The following is a 17,144-nucleotide window of genomic DNA, read 5'->3' on the forward strand; positions in this document are numbered from 1 at the left end:
GCGATGCGGCTCATCTGGCTGATTTGTGCGCTTCTGATGGTGCCGCTCGCGGTGCTGGCACAGGACGTACCGCCGCGCCCGGCGGTGCTGGTGGCCGATCAGGTCTTTATCACGCGCGACCGCACGCTTGTGGCCCGCGGCAATGTCGAGGCGTTTCAGGGCGAAACCCGTCTACGCGCTCAGGCCATCCGCTACAACCAGCAGACCGGATCGTTGGAAATTGACGGTCCGATTGTCCTGCAGGACGGGGACGACCAGATCATTCTTGCGGATGCGGCCCAACTGGATCAGGGCCTGCGCAATGGCATCCTGACCGGCGCGCGGCTGGTTCTGAACCAACAGCTGCAACTGGCCGCACAGCAAATCAACCGCGTCGATGGCCGCTACAGTCAGCTTTACAAAACCGCCATAACCTCTTGCAAAGTCTGCGCGAACGGCAAACCACCACTGTGGCAAATCCGCGCCCGGCGCGTGGTGCACGATCAACGCGAACAACAGCTTTACTTTGACGAGGCACAGTTCCGCATCCGCAATGTGCCGGTCTTTTATCTGCCTCGCCTGCGCTTGCCGGATCCGACGCTCAAACGCGCGACGGGCTTTCTGACACCGTCGTTCCGCACCACGTCGCAACTGGGCACGGGCATCAAGATCCCCTATTTCATCAAGATCGGCGATCATCGCGATTTGACGCTCACACCTTACTTTTCCTCGGCCACCAGTACGCTGGAACTGCGCTACCGGCAGGCATTCGTGCATGGCCGGATCGAATTCAACGCCGCCATTTCGGACGACGACCAGCGCCCCGGCGAAACGCGCGGATACGTCTTTGGCTACGGCACCTTCGACCTGCAACGCGACTACAAGCTTTACTTCGCCATCGAAGCCGTGGGGGATCGGTCCTATCTCACCGAATACGGCTACTCCGACCGCGACCGCTTGCGCTCGGAACTCACTGTCAGCCGCGCGCGCCGCGACAAATGGGTGCGCGGCAGCCTGATCAATTTTGAGACCCTGCGCGATGGCGAAGTGAACGACAACCAGCCAACGCTGGTGCTTGTCGGGGAATACGAACGCCGGATGTTTCCTGAAACCGTCGGGGGCGAGCTGCGCTTTGCCTTGCAGGCTCACAGCCACCGCCGGGGATCGGACGTGGACAGCGATGCCGATGGCGACGGCGTGGTCGACGGGCGCGACGTGGCGCGGATCAATGGACAGGTGGAATGGCTGCGCCGCCACACCTTCGCCTCCGGACTGGTCGCCGATGCACGCGCTGGCATCAACTTTGATGTCTTCGATATCACGCAGGATGCCACCGTTGCGCAGAACCACTCGGATCTGTCGACCGAAGCCGCCATCGCCCTGCGATACCCGATGCTGCGGCGCACCGGGTCTGGCGTGGTCCAGATGCTGGAACCCGTGGTTCAGCTCGCCTTTATTGGCGGCAACCGCCTGCCTATTCCCAATGACGAAAGCACCCGCGTCGAATTTGACGAGGGCAACCTGCTGGCGCTCTCCCGCTTTCCGCGACCAGACCGGCGCGAACGCCACGGGGTGGCGGCCGTCGGGCTCAGCTGGGCCCGGTTCGACCCGGCGGGCTGGGACGCCCACCTGACCGTCGGTCAGGTTTTTCGTGAACGCGCTGATCCGGCCTTTACCGACAGCTCCGGCCTGGGGGGCAAGGCGTCTGATATCCTGCTCGCCGGTCAGATCGCGAACGCAGGTGGCCTGTCCCTGACCGGTCGCGGTCTTTTTGACGATCAGCTCAAGGCAACCAAGGCCGAACTGCGCGGCGACTGGAAATTCAGCCGTGGCCGACTGGGCGGCTCCTATGTCTGGCTCGATTCCGATCCGGCCGAAGATCGCCCCCAGGCGATCTCGGAATTCACCCTCGATGGCGCCTACAAGATCAATCGCCAATGGACCGCCAGCGCCGACTGGCGCTACGATACCGCCGATGATCGCGCGGCAACGGCGGGACTTGGCCTGACCTACAACAACGAATGCGTTTCGGTCGACCTTTCGGTGCGCCGCCGGTATTCCACATCAACAAGTGTTGAGCCCTCAACCAATATCGGGTTTAACATCGGCCTGAGGGGCTTTGCCGCCTCCAACGGAACAGAAAGATTCGAGCGCTCATGTCGGAATTAAAGCCAACGCCCTTCGCCCTGCTGATCCGGACCCTCGCGGTGCTGTCGATTGCGCTGCTTCTGGGGCACACGGCCGCAGCCCAAAACCTCTTCGCCCCGGTGGCGCGCGTCGACAGCGCGGTGGTGACCGAATACGAGGTGCAGCAGCGCCAGCGCTTCCTGCAGTTGCTCAATGCGCCCGGGTCCGACCGCGAAAGCGTCATCGACGCGCTCATTGATGACCGTCTGCGGATCGCGGAAACATCCCTGCTGGGCGTTGAGCTCCCTGCTGAGGCACAAGCCCAGGGTCTGGCCGAATTTGCTGCCCGTGCGAACCTGACAACCGAAGAGTTCGTGACCGCCCTCGGTCAGGCGGGCGTCGATCGGGAAACCTTTCGCGATTTCGTCTCAACCCAACTGATCTGGCGCGACCTGATCCGGGCACGTTATTCAAGCCGGGTCTCCATCACCGATGACGACATTGATCGCGCACTGGCCCAAAGCCAATCGGGGTCCGGCGTGCGGGTGCTGCTGTCCGAAATCATCATCCCCGCACCGCCCCAGAACGCCGCACGGGTCAACGCGCTGGCGGATCAGATCTCACAAACCCGCTCAACGGCTGAATTTTCCTCCTTCGCGCGCCGCTACTCTGCCACAGCATCGCGCGGGCGCGGCGGGCAACTGCCCTGGACCCCGCTTGAACAATTGCCCCCCTCTCTGCAGCCCCTGATCCTGCAACTGGCGGTGGGTCAGGTCACGCCTCCTCTGCCCATTCCCAACGCTGTCGCCTTGTTCCAACTGCGCGGGATCGAAGAAACCGGCGCACCCGCACGCGAATATTCAGAGATTGAATATGCCGCCTACTACATCGCGGGCGGACGCTCCGAGGCCGCCCTGGCCGAGGCCGCCAAAGTGCGCGCGCGCGTCGACACCTGCAATGATCTCTACGGCATTGCTCAGGGCCAGCCCGAAGAGGTGCTGGAACGGGGCACCAAAGCACCGGGCGACATCCCTCAGGACATCGCCATTGAGCTGTCGAAACTTGACCCCGGCGAAAGCTCAACCGCCCTCACGCGCTCAAACGGTGAGACGCTGGTGTTCCTGATGCTGTGCAAGCGCACCGCCGCTGCCAACGCAGAAGTTGATCGCGAAACGGTCGTGTCCTCCCTGCGCCAGCGCCAGTTGCAAGGCTACTCGGAACAGCTGCTGGAAAATCTCCGCGCCAACGCCCGCATCATTCGCCAATGACCCAAACCCCGTTGCCGGTGGTGATTTCCTGCGGGGAACCGGCAGGCATCGGCCCCGAAGTGGTCGCGCGCGCCTGGGCGGCCCTCGCAGATACAGTGCCAATGGTTTGGCTGGGCGATCCGCGCCATCTGCCCACAGACATCCCCCACCGGATCGTCGATACCTGCGCCGAGGCCCCGGCGATTTCCGCCACCGCGCTGCCGGTGCTGGCCACCGATTTTGGCAGCGCTGCCACCCCCGGTGTGCCAAACCACACCCACGCCCCGCATGTCATCGACGTCATCGCCAAGGGCGTCGCTCTGGTGCGCGACGGACAGGCCACAGCGCTCTGCACAGCCCCTATTCACAAAAAGGCGCTGATGGACGGCGCTGAATTCGCCTATCCCGGCCATACCGAATATCTTGCCGCCCTTGCCGGGGTCGATAACGTCGTGATGATGCTGGCCTCTGACCAATTGCGCGTCGTGCCTGCCACGATCCACATCGCGCTTGATCAGGTGCCAACAACGCTTACCTCCCAAAGCCTGCGCCGCACCATTGAGATGACCCATGCAGGCCTGCGTGATCTTTTCGGCATCGCCGTCCCACGCCTCGCCATTGCAGGGCTCAACCCCCATGCAGGCGAAGGCGGCGCCATGGGCCGTCAGGAACGGGACTGGATTGCGCCACTCATAGACCAGATGCGCAACGAGGGCTTTGATCTGCAAGGTCCACAGCCTGCCGACACGATGTTCCACGCCGCCGCCCGCGCGCGCTATGACGCGGCGATTGCCATGTATCACGATCAGGCCCTGATTCCGATCAAGACGCTCGATTTCGACCGCGGCGTGAACATCACCCTCGGGCTGCCCTTCATCCGTACCTCGCCTGACCACGGCACCGCCTTTGACATTGCCGGCAGCGGCGTGGCCAACCCCACCAGCATGATCGAGGCGATCCGCCTCGCCCACCGTCTGGCCCTGTCATGAGCGCCATCGACACCCTGCCGCCGCTGCGCGATGTCATCGCCACCCACGGCCTGTCAGCGCGCAAATCACTGGGTCAGAATTTCCTGCTGGATCTCAACCTCACAGCCAAGATTGCCCGGCAGGCCGGCGATCTGACACAGTGCGACGTGCTCGAAATCGGCCCCGGACCCGGCGGTCTGACCCGCGGCCTGCTGTCTGAGGGCGCGCGCCATGTGCTCTGCATCGAAAAAGACAGCCGCTGCCTGCCGGCCCTGCACGAGATTGCGCAGGCCTATCCGGGCAGGCTGACGGTTCTGGAAGGCGACGCGCTTGAGATCGACCCGCTGGCCCATCTGACACCCCCCATAAGGGTCGCCGCCAACCTGCCCTACAACGTGGGCACCGAATTGCTGGTGCGCTGGCTGACCCCGCCCGCATGGCCCCCTTTCTGGCAAAGCCTCACCCTGATGTTTCAGCGCGAAGTCGCGGAACGGATCGTGGCCGCCCCCGGCTCCAAAACCTACGGACGGCTTGCGATCCTTGCCCAATGGCGCGCGGACGCACAAATCGTGCTAAATCTGCCGCCCGGCGCCTTCACGCCACCGCCCAAGGTGTCCTCCGCCGTGGTCCACCTCAGCGCCCTGCCTGAGCCGCGCTTTCCGGCAGATGCCGCCATCCTCAGCCGCGTCGTCGCCGCCGCCTTCAACCAGCGCCGCAAGATGCTGCGCGCCGCCCTCAAGGGCGTGGCCCCCGATATTGAGGATCACCTGCACGCCGCTGGCATCGCCCCCACCGAACGCGCCGAACAGGTCCCGCTCGAAGCCTTCTGCGCCCTCGCCCGCAGCCTCGCGACCACATGAACCGCCGCCACATCCTGCTGGGGGTGCCCGCCCTCATCACCGCCTGTTCTCTGCGGGACGGCCCACCCAATCCCGGCACGCGGCAGGATATAGACGCGCTGGCCAGCGCCATCACAGACCTCAGCCCCGCGATCGATCCTGCCGAAGCCCGCCACGCCGCCGATCTGGCCTATGCCGAAACCCACAACCTTGCCGCGACTTACCAGATCACCGGCCCGCCGCTCTTGCATAACGCCCAGGTCAACGCCGGACAAAAACCCCGCGGCCTCTGTTGGCACTGGGCTGAAGATCTTGAAAAACGCCTCTCGACCGTGGGCTACCGCACCCTGCGCATGCACCGCGCCATCGCAAACGCGGACAATCCCCTGCGTATCGACCATTCCACCGCCATCATCGCTCCCACGGGCGCGCGCTGGCACGCTGGTATCGTGCTCGACCCCTGGCGCCACGGCGGCACCCTGCACTGGGTCCGCGTCGCCGATGACACCAAATACAACTGGCAAGACCGCGAAACGGTGCTCCGCCGCCACGGACGCATCCGATACGTCAAACAGGGCGCAGACACCTGACCCCGCCCTTCACCCTTGCAAAAATACCTCCGGGTGTCTGAGGGCAGGCAGCCCTCATCCGCCAGCCCCCGTGCTGGCGGCCCCGCCTCACCAGAACCACACCGGTTAAAGAAAAAAGGCCCCGCATCCGCGAGGCCCCTGTCCTATTCTGCCGCTTCGGGCTGGTCGTCGCTGCCACCACCGCCCTCTTGGTCAGCATCCGCCACCTTCGGCTTGCGACGTGGCTGACGCTTGGGCTTGGGTTTCGGCGCACTCTCGGGCGTCTCCACCAACCCGCTCTCCTCGTCGGGCGCATCCGCATCTGCGACATCGGGCTGCGGCTCAAGCGCGGGGTCATTGCGGCGGCGGTTGTTGTTGCCGCCCTGCTGGTTCCCGCCACCCTGATTGCTCTCCCGCTCCTGCCGCTCGGCCCGCTCGCGATCCCGCTCGGCCTGGCGCTCGCGGTTCTGACGCTCCTGTTCTTCGCGTTTCGCATCCATCTCGCGCTGTGCCTCTGACAACATGCGCAGATAATGCTCTGCGTGTTGCTGGAAGTTTTCCATCGCCACACGGTCATTTGAAAGCTGCGCATCCCGCGCCAGCTGGTTGTACTTGTCGATAACCTGCTGCGGCGTGCCGCGCACCTTGCCCTCGGGCCCGTTGCTGTCAAACACGCGATTGACGACATTGCCGCCCTGGTTCTGCCGGTTGCGGTTATTCTTAGACCGGCCCCGTGATCTGGTAGACTTCATGAAATACTGTCAGCCTTTGATGCTGTGGATTGGGTGACCCGAACCGGCGTAGCAGCGCCTTTGTTTATCCGGGCATTCAATATGTTGGGCTTAAAGCCGCGCGGGACCGCGTGAACGCATCCACCGCTGCAACACCCTTGATTAAGCATGGCGTGCAGCGCGCGGCAAGTGAAAATTCGTGCAGATGCGCGAAAAACGGCGCATTCCCGACCCTTTATGCCGGGTCTGAGGCCGTAATGACACGCGCACGGCCATCCAGATCCTGCGCCAAGGTCACGCGTCCCCAACCCGCATCGCGGAAAATCTGCTGAACCGCATCACCCTGCTGCCAGCCGATTTCCACCATCACGTGACCCGCTGCAGTCAGATAGCCCTGCGCCTGGCCCGCAATCACACGATAGGCAGACAACCCGTCCGCCCCATCGGTCAACGCCATCGCAGGCTCGTGACGGGCCAGTTCGGGGGCTACCTGCGCCATCTCTTCTGCCGCCAGATAGGGTGGGTTGGACACGATCAGATCAAAGCGCCCCTCGACGGCCTCGAACCAATCCGATTGCAGGATTTCCGCGCGTCCGGCCACCTGGTGCAACACGGCATTGGCACTGGCCTGCAGGCACGCGGCCTCTGACATATCAACACCCACGCCGCGCGCCTCCCCCCGCTCCGCCAAAAGCGTCACCAGAATGCACCCTGAACCCACACCAAGATCCAGCACACGCTCAAAAGGATCGGCAAGTGCCAGCTCAATCAGGGTCTCCGTCTCGGGTCGCGGGTCCAGCACGTCGGCACTGACCTTGAAGTCGCGCCCGTAAAACGCGCGCTGCCCCACCAGATGCGACACCGGCACCCGAATGGCCCGCAGCGCGATCAGATGCTCGAACCGCTCGGCAATCTCAGGCGCAATTTCCTCAGGTGCGATCAACGTAATGCGTGCCGCGTCCACCGACGCTGCATGGGCCAACAGCAACCGCGCGTCGCGCGCCGGGTCCGGCACCCCGGCCGCGCGCAACCGCGCGGCGGCAGCCGCCATCGCCTGCGCCGCCGTCGGCGCGCTCATGCGTTCATCTCGGCCAGCGCGCGCGCCTGCGCATCTGCCGTCAATGCGTCGACAATCTCGTCCAGGTCCCCCTGAAGGATCGCCTCCAGCCGGTATAGCGTCAGATTGATCCGATGATCTGTCATGCGCCCTTGCGGGAAATTATAGGTCCGGATCCGCTCCGACCGATCCCCCGATCCCACCTGCGACGCGCGATCAGCCGAACGTTCCTCGTCTACCCGGGACCGCTCCATGTCATAGAGCCGCGCCTTGAGCACCTGCATCGCCTTGTCGCGATTGCGGTGCTGGGATTTCTCGGACGATGTCACAACAATCCCGGTCGGCAAATGCGTGATCCGCACCGCAGAATCGGTCGTGTTCACATGCTGCCCGCCAGCACCGGAGGACCGCATGGTATCAATGCGCAGGTCATTTGCGTTGATCTCGATATCCACGTCCTCGGCCTCAGGCAGGACGGCAACGGTCGCGGCTGAGGTATGAATGCGCCCCCCGCTTTCGGTTGTCGGCACACGCTGAACCCGGTGCACGCCGCTCTCATACTTCAGCCGCGCAAACACATCTTTTCCGGTGATATGGGCCACCACCTCCTTGACCCCGCCAAGTTCGGTCATCTGCTCTTCGATCAGGTCAATCTTCCAGCCCTTGCTTTCCGCATAGCGCTGATACATCCGCAACAGATCAGCAGCAAAGAGCGCTGCCTCATCCCCGCCCGTACCGGGACGGATCTCAAGCATTGCAGGCTTTGCATCCGCCGCATCCTTGGGCAACAGCGCCAGTTGCAGGGCGTCTTCCACGCGCGGCAGGGCCTCTTTGATCTGCGGCAACTCCTCGCGCGCCAGCTCTGCCATTTCGGGATCGGCCAGCATCGCCTCGGCCTCTTCCAGATCGCTCAGCAACTGCTTGTAGGCGTCAATCTGTTCAACCACCGGCCTCAGGTCGGCGTATTCCTTGGCCAATGCCGCAAAATCCGCCCCGTCCGAGCCAGCCGACATCGACGCTTCCAGAAACTGAAAACGCTGCGAAATCTGCTCAAGACGGTCCATCGGGATCATGGCATTGCTGTCGCTGATGCCGGGGCTTTGGTCAAGGGCGAAACCCGTGCTATACTCGCCTCATGAAACGCATGATCGCCCTTTGCACTCTGATCGCCCTACCCGCTGCGGCAGATGTCACATCGCCTTCGGGCAAAACCGTCGATTGCTACTGCACCGATGCAAATCGCAACCGCATCGAACTGGGCGAAACCATCTGTCTGCAGGTCGATGGCCGCATGTTCATGGCGCAATGCCAGATGTCGCTGAACGTCCCGATGTGGCGCGAAGTGCAGGAAGGCTGTCTGTCCTCAGCGCTGGACGGCCCGCTTGAGCCGTTCCAGTCTGGCAGCATTGACGCCAAAATCCCGGCGTCCAAATCGTAAGCGCGCATGCATCTTGATCAGATCACCGTCCTGCTCGATGGTGGTGAAATCGGGAAAGCCCCACCATTTGGTGCGCGTGATATAGGTGATCCGCCCCTCCTCGACCGATCCTGCCAACCGCTTGGTGCCCGCATCGGCCATCATCAGGCCATCCAGCTTTTCCAGCAGCCCCTCTGACGCCGGGATGATCCGAATGGCGCGCCCGTCGCGGGTCTTGTCTTCGGTCGCTGTGACCGGCTGATGCTGCGCGTCTGCGTCCACCGGTTCCAGCCGCACATAGGCCGCCAGCGCCACCACAACGATCAACAAGATCCAAAGCCACATGCGCACGCCCTTCCATTTCACCCTTTTAAAAATACCTCTGCGCCTCGGCTCAGCGATATGAAACGCCCGGCAGGACACACAACATCTCGTAAAGGATGTTGGCCCCCGTCAGCGCCGTGTTCCCGGATGTATCATAGGGGGGCGAGACTTCAACCAGATCGCCCCCCACGATATTGAGCCCCCTGAGCGCGCGGATCAGCTCCATCGCCTGCGGCGTTGTCAGCCCACCAATTTCCGGTGTTCCGGTGCCGGGGGCATAGGCGGGATCAAGGCTGTCGATATCGTAAGTCACGTACACCGGCCGCTCCCCGATGTCCCGCCGGATCTCGGTGCCAAGCCCGCTCAGGCTCTTGCCCCAAAGCTCATGCGCCGGGAACTGCTGAAAGCCCCAGCCGGCCGCTTCGGCAAAATCCTCCGACCCATAGCCCGTGCCCCGCAGCCCGATCTGATAGGTCTTGTCGGGCTGAATCAACCCTTCCTCCCAGGCGCGGCGAAAGACCGTGCCATGCGCTTCCTTCTCGCCGAACATCGTGTCGTTCACATCCGCATGCGCATCGACATGAACAAGCGCCACAGGCCCGTGCCGCTGCGCCATCGCGCGCAAGATCGGCAGCGTGATCGAATGATCCCCCCCAATCGCCAGCGGCATCACGTCATAGGTCAGGATCTCGCTATAACTCTCTGCAACGATACGCAAACTATCCGAAAGCGAAAACGTGTTGATCGCCAGATCCCCAATGTCCGCCACCTGCAGACTGTCATAGGGTGCCGCCCCCGTGGCCAAATTATAGGGCCGGATCATCGCGGACTCAGCGCGCACTTGCTTGGGCCCGAACCGCGTGCCTGATCGCCAAGACGTGCCCACATCCAGCGGGATCCCCAGCACCGCCACATCCAGACCTTTCAGATCATTGGCCGAGGGCAGCCGCATGAACGTATTGGGCCCCGAAAACCGCGCCAGATCATTGCCGGAAATCGGCTGGTTCTTGTCGCTCATGAGGTGCGCATCCGGTGGCCCAGCAGACACAGCAGCTCCGTCGCCACATGCGCCCCCGCCACCGCCGTCGCCCCGGTGGTGTCATAGGGCGGCGAGACTTCGACCACATCAGCGCCGACGATGTTGATCCCCGCCAGATCCCGCAGCATGATCGCCGCCTGTGCCGACGTCAGCCCGCCCCAGACCGGCGTGCCCGTCCCCGGCGCATAGGCCGGATCCAGCGCATCGATATCCCAGGTCAGGTAGCAGGGCCTGTCGCCCAGAATGTCCTTGATCTGGCGCACCGTTTCTACCGGCCCCTGCTCGTGCACGCGCCGCGCGTCGATGATATTGACCCCCATCGTGTCCTCATTGGTGGTCCGGATGCCCACCTGAACAGAAGTCGCCGGGTCCACGATCCCTGTCTTGACCGCCTTGTAAAACATCGTGCCATGATCGATGCGATCCAGATCGTCATCTGCCCAGGTGTCCGTATGGGCGTCAAACTGCAGCAGACTGATGGGCCCGTATTTCTCTGCATAGGCTTTGAGAATGGGATAGGTGATATAGTGATCTCCCCCCAGAACCACGCTGGCCACATCCGCATCCAGAATGCCTTTGATATGCGCCGTCAGTGCATCAGGAAAGGCCGCGATATGCCCGTAATCAAACGCCAAATCGCCATAGTCGATGATAGCAAATTCGCTCAGGACGTCGAAATCCCACCCATAAGGCGGATCAGGGGCCTGCAGGCTGGACGCCTCGCGGATTGCCCGCGGCCCAAGGCGCGTGCCGGGCCGATTGGTCACCGCCTGATCAAACGGCACACCTGTGACAGCAATATCAACGCCGCTCAAATCCTTGGTGTACCTGCGCCGCAGGAACGACGTCGCCCCGCCAAATGTCAGCTCGAAACTCGGGCCCTTCAGATCATCGCGCGTAAACGCATGATCAATCTCGCGGCGCGCGTCCTCCAGCGCCATCAGCGGCCCCCGACGGGCTGCGCGATCTCCACCACGCGGGCAAAAAACGACGCGCCAACCGGGCTGATTTCATCGTTGAAGTTGTATTTGGGGTGGTGCAGGCCCCCTGTGCCCTCGCCGGTACCGACAAACAGATACGCGCCGGGCCGTTCCTCCAGCATATAGGCAAAGTCCTCGGATCCCGCGACCTTGGGAAAGGCCGCATCGACCTTGGCCTCGCCCACAACCTCCTGCGCAACCTGCGCTGCAAAGGCGGTCTCGGCCTCGGCATTCACGGTCGCCGGATAGCCAACCTCATAGTCCAGTTCAGCCTCAACCCCATAGCTGGCCGCCTGGCCTGCCACGACCTCTTCCATACGGCGGCGGATCAGCGCCTGCACGTCCTTGTCAAAAGTCCGTACGGTCCCGTTTATCATCGCGGTATCCGGGATGATATTGCTGGCCGTCCCCGTATGGACCTGCGTGACCGAAATCACCTTTTCCTGCGCCGAATGCACATTGCGCGAGCTGATCGTCTGGATCGCCTGCACCATGCCCGCGGCCGCGACCACCGGATCGGCCGTTTCATGCGGCATTGCCCCGTGCCCGCCGCGGCCCTTGATGTGGATTGTGAACATATCCACCGCCGCCATGATCGGGCCGGGGGTCGTCATGAACTTGCCAAACTCAAAATCCGGCACGTTATGAATGCCATAGACTTGGCTGATGCCAAAGGTGTCCATCATGCCTTCCTGACACATGACCTCGGCCCCGCCGCCGTCTTCCTCGGCGGGTTGGAAAATCAGCGCCACGCGCCCTGAAAAATTCCGTGTCTCCGCCAGATACTTGGCCGCCCCCAGCAGCATCGCCGTATGCCCGTCATGGCCGCAGGCATGCATCTTGCCCGGATGGGTCGAGGCATATTCAACCCCCGTCTCTTCGGGGATCGGCAGCGCATCGAAATCGGCGCGCAAGCCGATTGTATCGCCCGCACCCTGCCCGTTGATAATCGCCACCATCCCGGTTTGCGCGATCCCCTCATGCAGCTCATCCACGCCAATTTCTTCCAGCCGCTCCTTGATAAAGGCGGCGGTCTTGGGGCAATCGAAACTCAGCTCCGGGATGGTATGCAAGTGCCGCCGCCAGGCGGTCATGTCGTCGGCAAGGGCGGCAATTCGGTTGATGACGGGCATGGGGTGGACTCCTGACATGGGTTGCGGTCAGGTCACATCAGACACCACCAGAGGGCACACTGCAATGGCCGACGATCTGATCCATGACCAAAATGCCGGGATAGAACGCCTGCTGGAAATCATGCGCCGCCTGCGCGATCCCGACACCGGCTGCCCCTGGGACATCGAACAGGATTTTGACAGCATCGCGCCCTATACCATTGAAGAGGCATACGAAGTTGCCGACGCCATCCAGCGCCGCGACTGGTCAGAGCTTGAGGGGGAATTGGGCGATCTGCTGCTGCAATCGGTCTACCATACCGCCATGGGCGAAGAGGCCGGCCATTTCACCTTTCAGTCGGTGGTGCGCAACATCTCTGACAAGATGGTCGCACGGCATCCGCATGTCTTTGGCTCTGAGTCCCGCGACAAAAGCGCCGAACAGCAAACCGCCGACTGGGAGGCGATCAAGGCCGCAGAACGGGCAGACAAGGCACAGCGCGGCACCCTTGACGGCGTTGCAATTGGCCTGCCCGCCCTCTTGCGCGCGCTGAAGCTGCAAAAACGGGCGGCGCGCGTCGGTTTTGACTGGCCCTCGACAGATCAGGTCATCGACAAGATCACCGAAGAGGCCCGCGAACTGGTCGAGGCCCGTGATACCCTGTCCCAGACCGAGATCGAGGAAGAGTTTGGCGATCTGCTGTTTGTCATGGCCAACCTTGGCCGTCATCTGGGCCTCGACCCCGAAGCGGCCCTGCGGGCCGCCAACGCCAAGTTCACCCGCCGTTTTGAAGCGGTCGAGGCACGGCTGAAAAGCCTCGGCAAAACGCCGTCCGAGAGCGACCTTGCAGAAATGGATGCGCTTTGGGACGCTGTCAAAGCGGAAGAACGCGCATAGCGTTCGACACCGACGAAATACCGACGTAATACCGACGCAACACCGACGTGCCTATCAGCCCCTGACCGGAGCCCTCATGCCCCCTCGCAAAATCATTATCGACACCGACCCCGGACAGGACGACGCCGTCGCCATCCTGCTCGCCCTGGCCAGCCCCGAAGACCTCGACGTGGTGGGCATCACCTGTGTTGCAGGCAACGTGCCGCTTGATCTGACGTCTAAAAATGCACGTATTGTCTGCGAGTTAGCAGGCTTTCCTCATGTGCATGTTTACGCAGGTTGTGACCGCCCCCTTGGTCGCGAACTGGTCACAGCCGAGCACGTGCATGGCAAGACCGGCCTCGACGGCCCCACGCTGCCAGATCCCACGATGCCCCTGCAGGATCAGCCCGCCGTCGATTTCATTATCGAAACCCTCAATTCCGAACCCTCGGGCACCGTCACCCTTTGCCCGCTTGGCCCGCTTACGAATATTGCGACAGCCCTTCAAAAAGCACCTGAAATTGCCGACAAAGTGCAGGAGATCGTCCTCATGGGCGGCGGCTATTTCGAGGGGGGCAACATCACGCCGACAGCGGAATTCAACATCTACGTCGATCCGCAAGCCGCTGATATCGTATTTAAATCGGGCATTCCAATTGTTGTGATGCCGCTTGATGTCACCCACAAAGCACTGGTCACCAAACCTCGCAACGACGCTTTTCGTGCGCTGAATACGCCAGTGGGGACCGCCGTGGCCCAGATGACCGATTTTTTCGAACGTTTCGACAAGGAAAAATACGGCTCCGAAGGGGCACCGTTGCATGACCCCTGCGTCACCGCCTATCTGATTGATCCTTCTATGTTTTCTGGCCGTCACATCAATGTCGAGATTGAAACGAGTTCAGAGCTCACCATGGGCATGACCGTCGCCGACTGGTGGCGTGTCACCGACCGCGCCCCCAACGCCACCTTCATGGGCGACATCGACGCCGACGCCTTCTTTGCTCTGCTCACAGAAAGGCTGGCCCGCCTATGAGCGCCGCCCTCACCCTCGGCAAACCGGAGCACCTTGACAAGATCTTGCCCCTCATCACGGCCTTTCATGCCGAAGAAGGCATTGAAACTACTCACGAAGATCGCCAAGCGGGCATCGCGCCACTGCTTGATGGCATCCCTCACGGGGCTGCCTATCTGATCGGCCCGCCCCGAGCACCCATCGGCTATATCGTGGTCTGTTTCGGGTGGTCGGTCGAATTCGGTGGGCTCGATGCCATCATCGATGAACTCTACATCCGCCCCGGTGTGCGCGGGCGTGGCATTGCCTCCGAAGCCCTCATTGCTTTGCCCCGCGCGCTCTCGCAATATGGCCTGCGCGCGCTGCATCTCGAAGTCGACAAGACCAACACCGCCGCCATCAAACTTTACCGCCGCGCAGGCTTTCAACCACGCGACAATTACATGTTCATGTCACGCTCGTTATGAAAATACCCTTTGACAACAGCTATGCAGCGCTGCCGCCGGCCTTCTACACCCGTCTTAATCCGACGCCGGTGAAAGACCCCAAATTGATGGCCTGGAACGCCGATCTTGCCGCCGTGCTGGGCATTGAAACAGGCGATCTTGCGGAAGCCGCACAGGTCTTCGCGGGCAACACCATCCCAGACGGGGCCGCCCCGCTTGCGCAGCTTTACGCGGGCCACCAGTTTGGCAATTTCTCACCGCAACTGGGCGATGGCCGCGCGATCCTGCTCGGCGAGGTGGTTGGCGCGGATGGCATCCGCCGCGATATCCAGCTCAAAGGCTCCGGCCCCACGCCCTATTCCCGTATGGGCGACGGCCGCGCCTGGCTGGGCCCGGTGCTGCGCGAATATGTCGTTTCCGAGGCCATGCACGCCTTGCGCATCCCCACAACCCGCGCGCTCGCAGCAGTCACCACCGGTGAGCAAATCTGGCGCGAACAAGGGGCCCTGCCGGGCGCGATCGTCACCCGGGTCGCGCAAAGCCACCTGCGGGTCGGCACGTTTCAGGTCTTCGCCCATCGCGGCGAGACAGCGCATCTCAAAACCCTCACCAGCTACGCAATCCAGCGCCATTACCCCGACGCGGCGGGGCCCATGGATCTGCTGCGCGCCGTGTCCATCGCGCAGGCGGAACTTGTCGCAAAATGGCTCTCTGTCGGCTTTATCCACGGCGTGATGAACACCGACAACAGCAGCATCGCGGGTGAAACGATCGACTACGGCCCCTGCGCCTTCATGGATGCCTTCCACAACGGTCGCGTGTTCTCATCCATCGATCAACAGGGCCGTTATGCCTACGGGAACCAGCCCAACATTGCGGTCTGGAACATGGCCCAACTGGCGACCTCCCTGATCCAGCAGATGGACGACAAGGACGCCGCTGTCGAAGAAGCCACTGCAATCGTTCACGCCATGCCCGACCTGCTCGAAACCGCCTGGCTTGCCGCTTTTGCCAACAAAATCGGCATCGCCACGCCGCAAGACGGCGATCTGGCCCTGATCCAGCGGCTATTGGGCCTGATGCAAGAGGACGGCGCCGATTTCACCAACACCTTCCGCGCCCTTTCCACACCCCGAGCGCGCGATCACTTCACAAACCGGGACGCCTTTGATGCCTGGGCCACAGACTGGCAGGCGCGGTTGGCATCCGAGACCGGGACCCGCGCCCGGATGAACGCCGCGAACCCTGTTGTGATCCCGCGCAATCACCGCATCGAGCAGATGATCGAAGCCGCCGTGGCAGGGGACATCACCCCGTTCGAACGTCTGAACACAGCGCTGGCCACCCCCTTCACCGAAACCGACCCGGACCTGCACCGCGTGCCCACGACGGATGAAATCGTCCCCGCAACCTTCTGCGGCACCTGAATTTCACCCTTTTTCAAATACCTCTGCGCTTCGCAGGCTGCCGGGGCCTGCGGTTGATCAGGTAAATGCCCCCTGCCACCAACACCAGTGCCCCCCAGACCGACGGGGCCACATCTTCGGACAGCAGCAGCCACCCCAAGATCACGGAAAATACCGGCGACAGAAAACTGAACGAAGCGACAGAAGACGCAGGATAGATCGACAACAGCCAGAACCACGCCAAAAACCCCAAACTGGCCACCGCGATGATCTGAAACGCCATGCCCGCATAGTGAATCAGCTCAGGCTCGCGGATCAGCGGACCAAAAAGCGGCGACAGCAACAGCAAAATGGGGGCGGAAATCGTCACCTGAAAGATCAGTTGCTGCGCAGGCGGCACCTTGGACAGCGGGGTCAGACGCACACATAACACAATGCCCGCCCACAAGAATGAGGACGACAGCGCAAGCAGATCCCCGGTCCAGCTCGCCTGCCCGCTGTCGCGATCCATCAGGGCAACGGCAACGCCGGTCATCGCCATGACAAGGCCCGCGGTCTTTGTGCGGGTCAGCCCTTCCCCAGGAAAGACGAAATGCGCGATCAGGGCCATCCAGACCGGCATGGAATAAAAGATCACCGAGGCCCGGCTGACGGTCGTGATATCAAGTGCGATAAATAAGCATAAGAATTCTATGGCAAAAAGCACCCCGGACAGGATACCGCCAAACCACGCAGCCTTTGGGATCTGCAGGCTGACCCCGCGCAGATACATCCACAAAAGCAGCACAACCACCGCCCCGGCAGAGCGCATCCCAGCCGAAAACACCGGGCTGAACCCGCCGCCTGTGACCTTGATCACAACTTGATTGAACGCAAGATTCAGCGCGAACAGGATCAGGGCAACAGCCCCGAAAAGATCAATGTGCGATTTGCGGTCCATCCGCGCAGTCAGTCGGTCTTGGGCACCAGGGTCAATGCGCAAAAGCCTGCCAAGGGCAGAAAACACAC

The 17,144-nt window shown here is 62.3% G+C and carries 18 protein-coding genes; 10 read left to right on the forward strand and 8 right to left on the reverse strand.

Annotation, left to right across the window (positions count from 1 at the left end; all coding sequences use genetic code 11):
* The first annotated feature begins 3 nt into the window (after positions 1-3).
* The 5 genes from H9Q16_RS05620 to H9Q16_RS05640 are packed head-to-tail and all read left to right on the forward strand — an operon-like array spanning position 4 to position 5,750.
* Positions 4-2,148 (forward strand): LPS-assembly protein LptD, encoded by a 2,145-nt coding sequence (locus H9Q16_RS05620; RefSeq protein ID WP_191074360.1) that lies wholly within the window; start codon positions 4-6, stop codon positions 2,146-2,148.
* On the forward strand, positions 2,136-3,374 hold the full coding sequence (locus H9Q16_RS05625) for a peptidylprolyl isomerase (protein ID WP_191074361.1): 1,239 nt from the start codon (positions 2,136-2,138) through the stop codon (positions 3,372-3,374). The genes H9Q16_RS05620 and H9Q16_RS05625 overlap by 13 nt, the downstream gene beginning before the upstream one ends.
* Positions 3,371-4,342 carry a 4-hydroxythreonine-4-phosphate dehydrogenase PdxA gene (gene pdxA / locus H9Q16_RS05630; RefSeq protein WP_191074362.1) on the forward strand — a complete coding sequence of 324 codons (972 nt, stop codon included), beginning with the start codon at positions 3,371-3,373 and terminating at the stop codon, positions 4,340-4,342. The genes H9Q16_RS05625 and pdxA overlap by 4 nt, the downstream gene beginning before the upstream one ends.
* The gene (gene rsmA / locus H9Q16_RS05635; protein ID WP_191074363.1) at positions 4,339-5,181 is read left to right on the forward strand and encodes a 16S rRNA (adenine(1518)-N(6)/adenine(1519)-N(6))-dimethyltransferase RsmA; all 843 of its coding nucleotides are present in this window, start codon (positions 4,339-4,341) and stop codon (positions 5,179-5,181) included. The genes pdxA and rsmA overlap by 4 nt, the downstream gene beginning before the upstream one ends.
* A complete protein-coding gene (locus H9Q16_RS05640) occupies positions 5,178-5,750 on the forward strand; it encodes a hypothetical protein (RefSeq protein WP_191074364.1) in 573 nt (190 codons plus the stop codon). The genes rsmA and H9Q16_RS05640 overlap by 4 nt, the downstream gene beginning before the upstream one ends.
* 143 nt (positions 5,751-5,893) lie before the next feature.
* Here the strand turns inward: H9Q16_RS05640 and H9Q16_RS05645 are convergent, their stop codons facing one another.
* The 3 genes from H9Q16_RS05645 to prfA all read right to left on the reverse strand — a co-directional run bounded on the left by H9Q16_RS05645 (position 5,894) and on the right by prfA (position 8,590).
* Positions 5,894-6,481: a DUF4167 domain-containing protein gene (locus H9Q16_RS05645; RefSeq protein ID WP_191074365.1), complete on the reverse strand. Its 588-nt coding sequence runs from the start codon at positions 6,479-6,481 to the stop codon at positions 5,894-5,896.
* Between the two features lie 214 nt (positions 6,482-6,695).
* Positions 6,696-7,538: a peptide chain release factor N(5)-glutamine methyltransferase gene (prmC, locus tag H9Q16_RS05650; protein WP_191074366.1), complete on the reverse strand. Its 843-nt coding sequence runs from the start codon at positions 7,536-7,538 to the stop codon at positions 6,696-6,698.
* Positions 7,535-8,590, reverse strand: a complete 1,056-nt coding sequence (gene prfA / locus H9Q16_RS05655; RefSeq protein WP_191074367.1) for a peptide chain release factor 1 — start codon at positions 8,588-8,590, stop codon at positions 7,535-7,537. Before prfA ends, prmC begins: the two co-directional genes overlap by 4 nt.
* 62 nt (positions 8,591-8,652) lie before the next feature.
* Here prfA and H9Q16_RS05660 point away from each other — a divergent pair, with 62 nt between their 5' ends.
* Positions 8,653-8,955, forward strand: a complete 303-nt coding sequence (locus H9Q16_RS05660) for a hypothetical protein (protein ID WP_191074368.1) — start codon at positions 8,653-8,655, stop codon at positions 8,953-8,955.
* On the opposite strand, the gene H9Q16_RS05665 is transcribed toward H9Q16_RS05660, so the two are convergent.
* From H9Q16_RS05665 to H9Q16_RS05680, 4 genes are read right to left on the reverse strand one after another with little or no spacing between them, the layout of a single operon-like run.
* A complete protein-coding gene (locus H9Q16_RS05665) occupies positions 8,881-9,279 on the reverse strand; it encodes a DUF1499 domain-containing protein (protein WP_216859296.1) in 399 nt (132 codons plus the stop codon). The two genes, H9Q16_RS05660 and H9Q16_RS05665, sit on opposite strands and share 75 nt — an antisense overlap.
* Positions 9,280-9,328: 49 nt before the next feature.
* A complete protein-coding gene (gene speB, locus H9Q16_RS05670; protein WP_191074369.1) occupies positions 9,329-10,276 on the reverse strand; it encodes an agmatinase in 948 nt (315 codons plus the stop codon).
* On the reverse strand, positions 10,273-11,238 hold the full coding sequence (speB, locus tag H9Q16_RS05675; RefSeq protein ID WP_191074370.1) for an agmatinase: 966 nt from the start codon (positions 11,236-11,238) through the stop codon (positions 10,273-10,275). The genes speB (H9Q16_RS05670) and speB (H9Q16_RS05675) overlap by 4 nt, the downstream gene beginning before the upstream one ends.
* Complete coding sequence (locus tag H9Q16_RS05680) at positions 11,238-12,410, reverse strand: M20 aminoacylase family protein (RefSeq protein ID WP_191074371.1); 1,173 nt, start codon at positions 12,408-12,410, stop codon at positions 11,238-11,240. Before H9Q16_RS05680 ends, speB (H9Q16_RS05675) begins: the two co-directional genes overlap by 1 nt.
* A 64-nt stretch (positions 12,411-12,474) precedes the next feature.
* On the opposite strand from H9Q16_RS05680, the gene mazG reads away from it, so the two are divergent.
* From mazG to H9Q16_RS05700, 4 genes are all read left to right on the forward strand, one after another.
* On the forward strand, positions 12,475-13,287 hold the full coding sequence (mazG, locus tag H9Q16_RS05685; RefSeq protein WP_191074372.1) for a nucleoside triphosphate pyrophosphohydrolase: 813 nt from the start codon (positions 12,475-12,477) through the stop codon (positions 13,285-13,287).
* Between the two features lie 76 nt (positions 13,288-13,363).
* Entirely contained in the window at positions 13,364-14,305 is a 942-nt protein-coding gene (locus H9Q16_RS05690) for a nucleoside hydrolase (RefSeq protein ID WP_191074373.1), read from the forward strand.
* Positions 14,302-14,751 carry a GNAT family N-acetyltransferase gene (locus tag H9Q16_RS05695; protein ID WP_191074374.1) on the forward strand — a complete coding sequence of 150 codons (450 nt, stop codon included), beginning with the start codon at positions 14,302-14,304 and terminating at the stop codon, positions 14,749-14,751. Before H9Q16_RS05690 ends, H9Q16_RS05695 begins: the two co-directional genes overlap by 4 nt.
* A complete protein-coding gene (locus H9Q16_RS05700; RefSeq protein WP_191074375.1) occupies positions 14,748-16,157 on the forward strand; it encodes a protein adenylyltransferase SelO in 1,410 nt (469 codons plus the stop codon). The genes H9Q16_RS05695 and H9Q16_RS05700 overlap by 4 nt, the downstream gene beginning before the upstream one ends.
* A gap of 13 nt (positions 16,158-16,170) precedes the next feature.
* On the opposite strand, the gene H9Q16_RS05705 is transcribed toward H9Q16_RS05700, so the two are convergent.
* Entirely contained in the window at positions 16,171-17,076 is a 906-nt protein-coding gene (locus H9Q16_RS05705; RefSeq protein WP_191074376.1) for a DMT family transporter, read from the reverse strand.
* Between the last annotated feature and the right edge of the window lie 68 nt (positions 17,077-17,144).

Source organism: Sulfitobacter aestuariivivens, from assembly GCF_014763045.1.
GTDB classification, from domain to species: domain Bacteria; phylum Pseudomonadota; class Alphaproteobacteria; order Rhodobacterales; family Rhodobacteraceae; genus Sulfitobacter; species Sulfitobacter aestuariivivens.